Here is an 11,879-nt window from a genome sequence, read left to right as displayed (position 1 = left end):
CCCGACGCCATAGCCCGCGCATTACCGGTACCGGTCACCGCCAGCACATCAAACACGCTGACCATACCCGTCACCGTTCCCAGCAAGCCCATCAGCGGACAGATGGCGATCAGAATGCCAACCAGTGACAAATATTGCTGCGCCGCCTGCTTTTGCTGACTGAGCCAGGCCGCGCGGATTTTGCGCGCATTCCAGCTCTGGTGTTCGCTGCGCTGTACCCAGCGTTCGGCAATAGCGTGATTCAGGCGTGGCATCTCGCGGTAGAAAAACCACAGGCGCTCAATGATCAGACTCCAGAGCAGCACGCACAGCACCAGAATGCCGTACAGTACCGGGCCGCCCTGGGCCATAAAGTCCAGCAGCCACTGCATCTCAGTTGCCTTTCGGGTTCTGGCCGGAGCGGTTTTCCAGCGCCTGGGCGATCAGTCCGGCAGACTGTTCATCCAGCAGCTGAATCAGCGCCTTGCTGCGTGATGCCACCCAGTTGTGTGCCAGCAGCAGCGGGATTGCGGCCAACAGACCCAGTACGGTGGTGATCAGTGCCTGAGAAATACCGGACGCCATCAGCTTCGGATCGCCGGTGCCGAAATTGGTGATTGCCTGAAAGGTCGCGATCATGCCGGTTACCGTACCCAGCAGACCCAGCAGCGGCGCGATGCCGGCAAAGAGTTTGATGATGGTCTGGCCACGCTCCAGCGCCGGCAGTTCGCGCAGAACCGCCTCGTCCATTTTGGCTTCCAGTACATCCACATCCAGCGGTTGCGGCAGATTGCGGTAGCTGGCCAGTACACGTCCGAGAGGGTTGTCTTCTGCAGCGCTGTCGATGTTATCCAGCTGCTGACGAACCTTGCGACCAACCGTACCCAGCACGACTAAGCGCCAGCCCGCCAGTGCCAGACCAATCAGGCCCAGGCCGATAATGATGTAGCCAACCAGCGCGCCCTGCTGTACCCGCTCCAGCAGGTCCGGGCTTTCCAGTGACAGGTTCAGCAAGGCGCCACGGCTTGGGTCCAGTGCAAAAGGCGCGACGGCCGCATTGGCGTTCAGCCATTCAGGGATCATATCCGCCGCACCCGGCTGACGGCCCAGCATCTGCAGCTGCTTCAGTTCGGCGTCATAAGCCAGATAACCGCTGTCATCCACGGCATTGAACACACCCAAACGGGTAACGCTGCGCTTCTGTGGCTTGCCATCGGCGCCAATCACCACGCTATCAAAGGAAGATACTGCACCATTGATGGTCATTTCCTGCTGCAGGCTGAACCACAGCGCTTCCAGCTCGGCGATGGTCGGCAATTCTTTGGCTTCCGCCAGCTTGTTCAGATCGGCTTTGCGCTCAGGAATCTCAACCGAGGTCAGGCTGTCGCCCAGCACGGTGTTCAGATCGTTAGCAACCTGACGCACCACGCCAAACATCTCGCCCAGATTCCCCACCCGCAAACGCAGTTCTTCTTCACGTTCGGTCAGTGCCTGCTCGTTATTGTCGAAGCGATCTTTCAGCGAGTCGGCCAGTTGCTGTTCACGTTTCAGTGCGGCGCGAGCCTCGCTCAGCATGCGCTTCTGGGTATTCAGGTCGCTGAGGAATTTGGCTTCACGGGCCTTGTTCTGTGCCGCTTCTTCACGGCTGTAACTGCCGATCTGATTCAGCAGACCCGTCAGTGGATCGCTGTTTTTAGCGGTTTGTTCAGCAGCATCCGCGGCGATTGCCGTAGCGCTGAAGGTGAAGCTCAGAAGCGCCGGCAGTAACACGGAGGACAGGAAAGGTTTCATTATTGTGCCTCCGCCTGATTGTTGATTGAGGTTGTCATAACGGACTCAAGGGAGGCCTGAGTCGGCAGAGGCAAAACCATCAGCTCGGGGGCGGCAATCTGCTGCGCCACTTTGAGTGCTTTGCGCAGGTCGCGCATATAGCCATCATCCAGTGCCAGCCAGTTGCCCTGCCCTTTATGCCAGAGCCAGGCATGCTGGCCGTCATTGCTGATGCGGTACAGCGCCAGACGTCCGACCCGCAGAAAATCGTAAGAAATGTTATCCATCTGGCCACGGTAGGCTTCGATATTGCGGCCGTAATCCACTTCCACCTGATAAGCCTCCAGCACCCGGCGGAATTTTTCTGACACGGTAACGTCGGCACGGGTCAGCAGGTCTTTCAGCAGTGCGATACGGGCACCGCGCTCCTGTGGCAGAAAAGGTGTATCCAGTGCCACGAACTGCTCAAGAGAATCCAGCATGCGGCTCATCAGCGGCAGAATGCCTCGTTCGGTACGCTCAATTTCGGTAATCTGACGCGCGAGCGACTCCAGCTCTTTATCCTGGTTATAAACGATGGCGGCCATCTGACGGTTATAGAGCGCCAGCTGTTCCGTTTCGGCACGCAGCTGACGGTACTCGTTCAGCAGCAGCTGGGTCTGATCATCCAGTTTCTCAACCTTCTGCTGGCTGTTGCGGCCACTGTTGTCGGTAGCACTGATCTGCTGCTGAGCGCTGGTCAGAGTATCTGACTGGCTGTCGGCCCGGGTTCCGGTTTGAGTCCCGGTTTGAGGGGCAGCCTGAGCACTGAGCGTGCAGGCCAGCAAGCATGTGGCGAGGATATACGGGGTTTTCATGACCGGTCGTGTCCCTGTCAATGTGAAGTGATATTTCAAGCGAGAAGTCTAACGGCTTTGTATTAACAAAAACTGAATGCGCCCGGGTATGGCTGCAAACCGGCGGCATTATGCCGCCGGATTAGTCCTCAATCAATAATCATTCGCAATTAAGCCAAGATTATTTGCAACTTTGTCAGTTCCGCGTGGCGCAATAACGGCCTTGCTGCCTGTCTGGTTGTGCAGATATTGCTCAGCAACGCGCTGCACATCTGCCCAGCAGGTGGCCAGAATGCGCTCACGGAATTGCTGACGCAGTGCCCGCGAGCGGCCGCTCTTATCCTGATGGAAGCATTGCTTGGCTTCACCTGCTGGTGAGCCCGGACGATCCATACCACCGATCAGACCCAGCACCGATTGCTCAATCAGGTCGTCACCACTGCTGCGCGCCAGTAACCAGTCGATGGAGGCGGCGAAATCCGCAAAGGTGCCTTCCACCCGCGGATCACGGTAGGAATAAAATTTAAAGCAGCCCAGCGCCGAATCCTGGGTCGCGCCGGCACCGTAAGCACCGCCGCGTTCACGAATAGCGGTGTGCAGGAAGGCATTGCGTAACAGGCCTGCCAGTACCGCTAGCGGTGCAGCATCGGCGTGATCCATGGTCACCGTCGGCAGCGCCCAGGCACAGAAATTCACCTGCGAATCCACCATCCAGTAGGTTGCGGTTTCCGGCATTTCCCAGCTCAGTGCCGCTGCAGGTGCGGCAGCCTGTGGCGTCCAGCAGTTGTGCAGGCTGGCAAGATGCGCGGCCGCGCCCTGCTCGTCATGCACCAGCAGCGCCTCCTGTGGCAAAGCGATCTGCCGGTAAATATCCTGCAGGGCGGCTGACAGGAAACCTGCGCCTTCTTTCTGCGCACGCTGCAGACGTTCTTTCAGGCGTTTTACCTGCGGCAGGCCGCCGAGGTCATTTGACACATTGGCGGCGCGGTTCAGTGGTGCTGCCGCCAGCGACATAGCCAGGCCGTGACCATTACCGGTAATCCCCTGTTCACGGCGTGATTTGGCCTGAGTCAGCAAATCGAGCAGACGATTCTCCTCAGCAAAGGTCGGTGCCTGCCAGGTTTCCTGCATCAGCGCACTGAAATCATCAGCCTTGGCTGCCAGCGCCTTACCGCTCATAACCAGATAGCCTTCCAGCTGGTCGGCATTATCGACCTTGCCTTTCAGGCTGGCATACGCCGACAGGCTGCCAACCAGCGCGGTCTGTTTCTGTTGCTGGTAGAGGTAATCGTTACCACCGGCGCCTACTTCACTCCAGGCCTGGGTAAAGAACGGCAGCCAGCTCAGCTGTTCGGCATTAAACGCAGGCAGGTCTACCAGCAACTGCTGGTAGATCAGACCGTTGGTGCCGGCAACGTATTCGGTGGCCGGCAGACCATCCTGATAGGTGCTACTCGGCGCCACATAACTGACTTGTGGGCGCACATCGGCCAGCGTCACCTGTGGCAGCAGGCCCGGATCATCCTCCTGCTGCTGGCGTTCTTTCAGTGCCTGAGCCTGATCGAGGATTGCTTGTTTCTGCTCAGCAGTCAGACCGGCTTTAATCTCTGCCAGACGCTGCTCTTCCAGGCGTTTCATTTCGTCGTTTACGCCGTTATCCGGGCGCAGGGTAAAGCGCACACGGTGGCGGTTATTGAGCAGCAGACGCTGTACCGCCTCCTGCATAAAGCCTGGCTGACTGGCTTTGGCGCGCAGACGCTCAAGCGCCGGATCAAGGTTCAGCAGGGCTGCCGGATCGCCGTAATGGGTCGCCGCCGGTAACGAGTTAAAAATAAGCTGCAGACCATAAGGGTAATGGTCGCCACCGATTTCACGCTGATGCAGTTCCAGCTGATGCAGCGCGGCATCAATCATGCTCTGCTCCACGCCGTTGTCGGCGACGTTCTGCAGGGTGTCGAGCACCAGCTGCTCCAGCGCCTGGGCGTGTTCCGGCTCACTGCCTTCGATGCCGCACATAAAGCTCATTTCGCGGTTGGAATCTTCCAGCCCGCACAGCGGTGATGGTGAGCCACCCAGATCGGTTTCTTCCAGCGCGCGGCGCAGTGGTGAGGCGCTGTTGTCGAGCAGCACCTGACTGACCAGATGGGCTTCCAGCTGGGCGTCCAGATCGGTTGATTCGCCCAGCAGCCAGCCCAGCACATGATGGGTCTGGGCGCTCAGATCGTCGCTGTCGATGCCGTAACATTGCTCAACCGCCAGTGGCGCGGCGTAGCGTTTTTCCGGTTCAACACGCCATTGTTTGTCCTGACGCTCAAAGCGGCTCAACGCCTGGGTTTCAAGGGTTTCGTGCAGCTCACTCACGTCCAGATTACCGAAGGTCATAAAGATGGCATTCGATGGGTGGTAGTGGGTTTTGTAGAAGCTGACCAGTTGCTCATAGGTCAGATCGGTGATTTCTGCCGGCTCACCACCACTGTTGTAGTGATAGGTGGTGGTCGGGAACAGGTAGCTGCTGATGCCCTGCCATAACTGGCTGACCGTGGACGACATCGCCCCTTTCATCTCGTTAAACACTACGCCTTTGTATTCCAGCGGCGAGTCGGCGTTGCCTTCTTCGCTGAATTCAATGCGGTGACCTTCCTGAGCAAAATCCAGCTCGTGCAGACGCGAGAAAAACACTGCATCCAGATACACATCGAGCAGGTTTTTAAAGTCTTTGTCGTTTTGTGAGGCAAAAGGATACGCGGTCCAGTCACTGCTGGTCATGGCGTTCATAAAGGTATTAAGCGAGCGGCGCGTCATCATAAAGAACGGATCGCGCACCGGATATTTCTCGCTGCCGCACAATGCGGTGTGCTCCAGAATGTGCGCTACGCCGGTGGAGTCGTGGGGCATGGTGCGCAGGGCGACCATAAAGGCTTTTTCATCGTAGTCGGTAGCCAGATGATAATGCACTGCGCCGGTGGTGATGTGCTCGTAATGAAGAATATCGATATTCAGCGATTCAACGCGGGTGCTGCCGAGATGACGAAAAGCGTTTGATGATGACATACAGCTCTCTGCTTATCCTGATGTGTAAACTCAGGTATGTTAACAGGTGTCTGACAGGCACAGAACCTCAGCCGTACAACCGCGTTGCACCAGCCTGTTCTTTCTGTGCACTAATGCCCTATGTAATGAAACCGCAGGAGCCCTATGAATACCGAAGCGCGCTGGGACGATGAATTCCCGGTCAATCACGAGTGTCTGTATCTGAATCACGCTGCCGTTGCGCCCTGGCCAGAGCGCGCGCGCGTGGCGGTCAGCGAATTTGCTGCCGAGAATACCGCCCTCGGCGCCAGCCGCTATCCACAATGGAGCTCGATGGAAGCTGGCCTCAAACGCAACCTGGAAGCCCTGATCGACGCCCCGAAAGGCTCGGTCGCTCTGGTTAAAAATACCTCAGAAGCGTTGTCTTTTGTGGCTGCCGGGCTCGACTGGCAGCCGGGTGACATGGTGGTGATCAGCGATCAGGAATTCCCGTCCAACCGCATCGTCTGGGAAGCGCTGGCACATAAAGGGGTGCAGGTTGTGGAAGTCGCACTGCCCTGGGATGACCCGGAATCCCTGCTGCTGGAAGCCTTAGAGCAGAAGCCACGATTGTTGTCGGTCAGTGCAGTGCAGTACGCCACCGGCCTGACGCTGGATCTGGTCCGGCTGGGCGAAGCCTGTCGGGCGGCGGGCACTCTGTTCTGTGTTGATGCTATTCAGGCGGTGGGCGCCCTGCCGTTTTCGGTTCAGGCGATTCAGGCCGATTTTGCTATGGCTGACGGCCATAAATGGCTGCTTGGCCCGGAAGGTCTGGGGTTTTTCTATGTACGGCCACAGATTATGGATCAGCTGAGCCTGTCCGAATTCGGCTGGCATATGGTTGAGGATATGGGTAACTACGACCGTAAAGACTGGCAACCCGCCGCCGATGCGCGGCGTTTTGAGTGCGGCAGCCCCAATATACTGGCCGCTACTGCCCTGAAAGCCAGCACCGATTTGCTGCTCGAAGTCGGCATGGATCAGGTCGCTACCCGCGTGGTAACCAACGTGCTGTACCTGAAGGAATTACTGGACGACAAGGGTGCCACCTTTATCAATCCACTGTTGCATCAGCGTCCGTCGGGCATTCTGACCTTCCACTTTATGGGTAAAGACAGCACACAGCTGTACAAACTGCTGATGCAGGCTGGGGTGATTTGCGCTAATCGCGGCGGCGGTATCCGCTTCTCGCCACACTTTCATACCACTCAGGAAGTGATGGAAGACGCCGTAGATGCCGTGGAGTGTTTGCTTGAAGCGCTCTGAGCGCAGCTTGCGGGCATAAAAAAGAGCGCATCTGCGCTCTTTTTTCTTTCCGGTGTTCGCTACAGCATGGCTGCCGCTTACATCGTATGGGTTATGCGATCCGACTTCAGGGCACCAGCCAGATAGGTTTCGATCTTGTCGCGGGCCATGCTTTCGTCGCCGGTAAACTGCACGCCGATGCCGGCCACTTTGTTACCCTGAGCACCCTTTGGCGTAACCCAGATAACCTTACCGGCCACCGGGATTTTTTCCGCCTCGTCCATCAGCTTCAGCAGCATGAAGACTTCATCGCCCAGCTGATACTGCTTGTTGGTCGGAATAAACAAACCGCCTTCTTTGATAAACGGCATATAGGCGGCGTAAAGAACCGATTTATCTTTAATGGTCAGCGACAAAATGCCGCTGCGGGCACCTAAATTGGCGGTCATGCATGCTCCCCGCGATGACTGTCCTGAACGATCTGCTGCCAATCCAGCAACAGGGATTCAAGCAGCAACTGCTTATTATAGTTACCGCCACCGGACAGCAACTGCCCGAGTACGGCCTGAACTTTATGCTGCAAGGTTATCAGCTTTGCCGGATTCAGGGTAGCGCACGGCAGCAACTGAAAAACCTGATCGGTAAACACCAGCTGCTCCGGACCGACACCCAGCTTCGCTTTAAGACAATCAGACAAAATTGAATAAAACCAGGAGGTTACGTCCTGAAACTCAAGTTTATTCCAACCTTCCGCCGCGGCCTGCAGCGGAATTTGCCCCTGACTCCACTGGCGCAGCAGCTCAAACCACTTCTGCTGCTGACTGCTTTGCTCACGCGTCAGCCAGTCCAGCGCTTTCAGCGGCGCCTGATGATTCATGCGCAACGCCTGTTCTGCCACCTCGGCGCTGAAGCCTTGCTGCTGCAGCCAGCTCAGGGCTTCGGCCTGCCCCGGCGGACTGAGCTGCAGGCGCTGGCAGCGGCTGCGGATGGTCGGCAACACCGAGCCGAAACGCTCGGTTTCCAGCAACAGAAAGCTCTCACCCGGCGGCTCTTCCAGAGTTTTCAGTAAGGCGTTGGCGGCATTGGTGTTCATCACTTCCACCGGACGCAGGCTGACCACCTGGCAGCGGCTGATCTGCGGTGTCTGGGCGAGAAAATCATTCACCTTACGGATCGCATCAATACGGATCTGGCGACTACCATCTTCCGGCTGACACAGCATAAAATCGGGATGCGTCCCTGCCGCCCAGAGCTGACAACTGTGGCACTGGCCACAGGGTTCAGCCTCATCGCGCAGACATAACAGCCATTGTGCCACATGCAGTCCCAGCTGATGCTTGCCAATACCCTCAAGGCCGGTCAGCAGCAGCGCGTGGGGCAGCCCTCCGCTTTGCTGACGGCGCACCAGTTCATGCCAGACACTCTGATGCCAGGGCTGCACACTCATGCCTCACCTCTCATTGCATTCCGCCCGATGGCAGCAAACTTTGCAAAACCTGTTCGATCTGCTGCTGTACCTGTGCCAGCGGCTGTGCGGCATCGATACGGCGGAAGCGTTCATGCTGAGAGGCCAGCCAGTCAAAGCCCTGCTGGACCCGCTCAAAGAAATCCAGCTGCTCCTGCTCAAAACGATCAACCGCTTCGCCGGCCTGATCGGCACGGCCACGGGCACGACCCATGCCGACCGCTAATGGCGCTTCCAGCAGTAAGGTGCAGTCCGGTTCCAGCCCCTGCTGCACCAGTGCTTTCAGCTGTTCAATCTGTGCCAGTGGCAGCTGGCGGCCAAAGCCCTGATAGGCGATGGTGGAGTCGGTAAAACGATCACACAACACCCAGGCACCGCGCGCCAGTGCCGGTTGAATGAATGCCTGCAGGTGCTGGGCACGGGCAGCAAACACCAGCAGCAGTTCGGTCAGAGGCTGCATGATTTCAGTGTGATGAGCCTTAAGAAGGCGCTCGCGGATGGTTTCGGCAATTTCAGTGCCGCCCGGTTCACGGGTAACGACCACTTCAATGCCGCGGGCGTGAAGCCACTCAGCACAGAAGGCGATATTGGTGGATTTACCCACACCTTCTCCGCCTTCAAAGGTAATAAACAAGCCCTGTTGCGGCTTTGTCATACGGGATGTTCCTGCTCAGGATTCTGACGCGGCGGCTTCAGCCGGCGCCGATCGGTAATCTTTTTTACGGCGGAAAATCTGGTATTTCCGCACCGCTTTATTGTGTTCTTCCAATGTTGCCGAAAACTGATGACTGCCGTCGCCGCGGGCAACAAAGTACAGCTCATCGCCATCAGCGGGATTCAGCGCCGCATCGAGCGCGGCACGCCCGGCCAGCGCAATCGGCGTTGGCGGCAGGCCTTTCTGGCGGTAGGTATTGTACGGATTTGTCCGGTCCTGCAGATGTTTTTTGCGCAGATTGCCATCAAATTGTGGCCCCAGGCCATAAATAACCGTCGGATCGGTCTCCAGGCGCATATTTTGTTGCAGGCGGCGCACAAAAACGCCGGCAATCACCGGGCGTTCAGCCACTACGCCGGTTTCTTTCTCCACAATCGACGCCATGATCAGTGCTTCATAAGGGCTTTTGTACGGCACGTCCGCCGCACGGGCCTCCCACGCAGCAGCCAGTTGCTCACGCATACGCTGGTAGGCCTGACGGATCACCGACGAAACCCCTTCACCGCTGTGATACACGTAGGTATCCGGATACAGCCAGCCTTCCGGGTTGCCCTGCAGGCCAAGCATTTCGCCAACCCGTTCCGGTGTCAGCGGGTTCAGATCCTGAGTCAGACGCGGCGCCTCGGCCAGCGCCGTCAGCGCTTCACGCAACTGCAGCCCTTCAATCAGGCTGACGCGATAAGTTACCGGTGTCGCATTGGCGAGAAAGTTCAGTAATTCAGTGCCACTGAGCGCTGCCGGCACATCGTATTCGCCGACGCGCAACACCCGCTCCTGACCGGTCAGTCGCGCCTGAAGTCGCAACAACAGCGCCGATGGCAACCAGCCGTCGGCCTGCCAGCGGCGACTGAGGCTGCTGATGGTGTCACCACTGACTACTTCAATACGGACAGGTTGCTCGTTACTGGTTGGCAGCTGCCAGAAGGCCAATACGGTGGCACTCAGTAACAGGAAAACAAGGGAGGACAAAGCCAGCAGGCGTTTGCTCAGTGTCATGCGTAAAGATTCTCCAGATCCTTCTGCAGCGTTGCGATCTGATGCTGCGCTGCCGGGTGTTCGAATTGCCGCCCGTCTATGCGGCTGACCATAACAATCCCCTGCAGCGTATTGCAGAAGAAGACGGCATCAGCGGCCAGCAGGCGTTCGCGTCCAAAAGGGGTAATGATGACATTCTGATGCGTCAACAGCCAGCGCCGCACAACGCCATTCACTCCGCTGCTACTGAGATCCGGGGTTACCAGTTGTCCATTTTCCAGCAGAAACAGATTGCTCATACAGCCTTCAATCACCTGCCCCTGCGCATCCAGCATCACCGCTTCCTGCCAGTCGGGCTCAAAGCGCTGGCGCGCCAATACCTGTTCTAAGCGGTTCAGATGTTTGAAACCCGCCAGTGCCGGCTGAATCGCCAGCCGGATATCGCTGAATCCGGCCACCATGCCCTGCGGCAGACGGAGATAGCCCCAGTCAGGCGGCGTAAATTCCTGCCACTGTAACAGTAGTTCCGGCTCTGCCGGCGGCGCATAGCCACGCGGGCCGGCGCCGCGACTGATCAGCAGCTTACCGGCCAGCAGCGGGCTTTGCGGGCGCTGAGCCAGAGCCTGTTCGATTTGCTGAAAGCTGTCGATCGGGAAATCCAGTGCACATAAGCCCTGCAGCAGACGCTGTTTATGGTATGGCCATAATGGAATGCTGCCATCGGGTGCAAAACGAATGGTTTCAAACAGACCATCGCCGTAGTGCAGCGCGCGGTCATTGGACGGCCAATGGCTCTGAGCTTGGCTATGACCCTGCCCCCGCCACTGACCGTTAACCCAAACGTATGCAGTGCTGACTTCAGACATCATAACGACGGAACAGCAGGCTGCCGTTGGTACCACCGAAACCAAAGGAGTTGGAAACAGCAGCACGGATATCCATTTTACGCGCTTTATGCGGAACGTAATCCAGATCGCATCCTTCGGCAGGATGATCAAGATTAATGGTTGGCGGCGCGATGCCATCGCGTACCGCCAACACTGTAATCAGAGCTTCCAGAGCGCCGGCAGCCCCCAGCAGGTGGCCGGTCATGGACTTGGTCGAAGAGACAGCCAGGCGGCTGACATAATCACCAAACAAATCCTTAATCGCCTGGGTCTCGGCAATATCGCCAATCAGTGTCGAGGTGCCGTGAGCATTGATGTAATCAATATCCTGCGGCTGCAGACCGGCATCGTTAAGCGCATTGGCCATCGCCATGCGCGCGCCCTCGCCATTTTCCGGCGGACTGGTGATGTGATGGGCATCATCACTCATGCCCAGACCACTGAGTTCGGCATAAATAGTCGCGCCACGGGCCTGAGCATGTTCAAGAGATTCCAGTACCAGTACAGCCGCGCCATCGCCCAGCACAAAACCATCACGGTCTTTATCCCAGGGGCGGCTGGCTTTTTCCGGTTCATCGTTGCGGGTACTCATGGCGCGGGCCGCGGCAAAACCGGCGACACCAAGAGGCGACGATGCCATCTCGGACCCGCCGGCAATCATCACATCCGCATCGCCGTAAGCGATGGTACGGGCGGCATAACCAATATTATGAGTACCTGTGGTGCAGGCGGTGGTAATAGCAAAGTTAGGGCCGCGGAGTTTGTGGCGGATAGCAATATTGCCGGACGCCATATTAATCACGGCAGCAGGCACAAGAAACGGTGATACCCGGCGCGGGCCACTGCTCTGTAATTGCTGGTAATTCTGTTCAATAGTCGTGATGCCGCCGATGCCTGAGCCAACAGCCACACCAACACGGTCACGGTTTAACGATTCG

11 protein-coding genes are annotated in these 11,879 nt (G+C 57.6%); 1 reads left to right on the top strand and 10 read right to left on the bottom strand.

Going from position 1 to position 11,879, the window contains the following annotated elements; genetic code table 11:
• The 4 genes from B3P58_RS19190 to B3P58_RS19175 all read right to left on the bottom strand — a co-directional run.
• A partial coding sequence (locus B3P58_RS19190; RefSeq protein ID WP_286719826.1) for a MotA/TolQ/ExbB proton channel family protein occupies window positions 1–371 on the bottom strand: 371 nt, incomplete at its 3' end.
• A gap of 1 nt (window position 372) precedes the next feature.
• Window positions 373–1,770 carry a MotA/TolQ/ExbB proton channel family protein gene (locus B3P58_RS19185; protein WP_230333711.1) on the bottom strand — a complete coding sequence of 466 codons (1,398 nt, stop codon included), beginning with the start codon at window positions 1,768–1,770 and terminating at the stop codon, window positions 373–375.
• Window positions 1,770–2,606 carry a DUF3450 domain-containing protein gene (locus B3P58_RS19180; RefSeq protein WP_230333709.1) on the bottom strand — a complete coding sequence of 279 codons (837 nt, stop codon included), beginning with the start codon at window positions 2,604–2,606 and terminating at the stop codon, window positions 1,770–1,772. Before B3P58_RS19180 ends, B3P58_RS19185 begins: the two co-directional genes overlap by 1 nt.
• Before the next feature lie 132 nt (window positions 2,607–2,738).
• Entirely contained in the window at window positions 2,739–5,636 is a 2,898-nt protein-coding gene (locus B3P58_RS19175) for an insulinase family protein (RefSeq protein ID WP_230333707.1), read from the bottom strand.
• Window positions 5,637–5,780: 144 nt separating this feature from the next.
• Between B3P58_RS19175 and B3P58_RS19170 the strand changes: the two genes are divergently transcribed.
• Window positions 5,781–6,920, top strand: a complete 1,140-nt coding sequence (locus B3P58_RS19170; RefSeq protein WP_230333705.1) for an aminotransferase class V-fold PLP-dependent enzyme — start codon at window positions 5,781–5,783, stop codon at window positions 6,918–6,920.
• A gap of 77 nt (window positions 6,921–6,997) precedes the next feature.
• On the opposite strand, the gene B3P58_RS19165 is transcribed toward B3P58_RS19170, so the two are convergent.
• The 6 genes from B3P58_RS19165 to fabF all read right to left on the bottom strand — a co-directional run.
• Window positions 6,998–7,348: a PilZ domain-containing protein gene (locus B3P58_RS19165; RefSeq protein WP_225692736.1), complete on the bottom strand. Its 351-nt coding sequence runs from the start codon at window positions 7,346–7,348 to the stop codon at window positions 6,998–7,000.
• A complete protein-coding gene (locus tag B3P58_RS19160; protein ID WP_230333703.1) occupies window positions 7,345–8,346 on the bottom strand; it encodes a DNA polymerase III subunit delta' in 1,002 nt (333 codons plus the stop codon). Before B3P58_RS19160 ends, B3P58_RS19165 begins: the two co-directional genes overlap by 4 nt.
• Before the next feature lie 10 nt (window positions 8,347–8,356).
• Window positions 8,357–9,019: a dTMP kinase gene (gene tmk / locus B3P58_RS19155; protein ID WP_230333701.1), complete on the bottom strand. Its 663-nt coding sequence runs from the start codon at window positions 9,017–9,019 to the stop codon at window positions 8,357–8,359.
• A gap of 15 nt (window positions 9,020–9,034) precedes the next feature.
• Entirely contained in the window at window positions 9,035–10,075 is a 1,041-nt protein-coding gene (mltG, locus tag B3P58_RS19150) for an endolytic transglycosylase MltG (RefSeq protein ID WP_230333699.1), read from the bottom strand.
• Window positions 10,072–10,923: an aminodeoxychorismate lyase gene (gene pabC, locus B3P58_RS19145; RefSeq protein WP_230333697.1), complete on the bottom strand. Its 852-nt coding sequence runs from the start codon at window positions 10,921–10,923 to the stop codon at window positions 10,072–10,074. Before pabC ends, mltG begins: the two co-directional genes overlap by 4 nt.
• On the bottom strand, window positions 10,913–11,879 hold a 967-nt coding region (gene fabF, locus B3P58_RS19140), incomplete at its 5' end, for a beta-ketoacyl-ACP synthase II (RefSeq protein WP_286719817.1). The genes fabF and pabC, both read right to left, overlap by 11 nt.

Origin of the sequence: Thalassolituus sp. UBA2009 (assembly GCF_002335285.1) — a bacterium.
Lineage (GTDB): Bacteria > Pseudomonadota > Gammaproteobacteria > Pseudomonadales > Oceanobacteraceae > Venatoribacter > Venatoribacter alkanivorans.
The sequence above is the reverse complement of the archived record's forward strand: the minus strand, read 5'-3'. Positions and strand labels throughout refer to the sequence as shown.

Bases quoted from the DNA above. Each gene is read 5' to 3' on its own strand.
- B3P58_RS19170 (WP_230333705.1), top strand. From the start codon at position 5,781: ATGAATACCGAAGCGCGCTGGGACGATGAATTCCCGGTCAATCACGAG.
- mltG (WP_230333699.1), bottom strand. From the start codon at position 10,075: ATGACACTGAGCAAACGCCTGCTGGCTTTGTCCTCCCTTGTTTTCCTG.
- B3P58_RS19180 (WP_230333709.1), bottom strand. From the start codon at position 2,606: ATGAAAACCCCGTATATCCTCGCCACATGCTTGCTGGCCTGCACGCTC.
- pabC (WP_230333697.1), bottom strand. From the start codon at position 10,923: ATGATGTCTGAAGTCAGCACTGCATACGTTTGGGTTAACGGTCAGTGG.
- tmk (WP_230333701.1), bottom strand. From the start codon at position 9,019: ATGACAAAGCCGCAACAGGGCTTGTTTATTACCTTTGAAGGCGGAGAA.
- B3P58_RS19165 (WP_225692736.1), bottom strand. From the start codon at position 7,348: ATGACCGCCAATTTAGGTGCCCGCAGCGGCATTTTGTCGCTGACCATT.
- B3P58_RS19160 (WP_230333703.1), bottom strand. From the start codon at position 8,346: ATGAGTGTGCAGCCCTGGCATCAGAGTGTCTGGCATGAACTGGTGCGC.
- B3P58_RS19185 (WP_230333711.1), bottom strand. From the start codon at position 1,770: ATGAAACCTTTCCTGTCCTCCGTGTTACTGCCGGCGCTTCTGAGCTTC.
- B3P58_RS19175 (WP_230333707.1), bottom strand. From the start codon at position 5,636: ATGTCATCATCAAACGCTTTTCGTCATCTCGGCAGCACCCGCGTTGAA.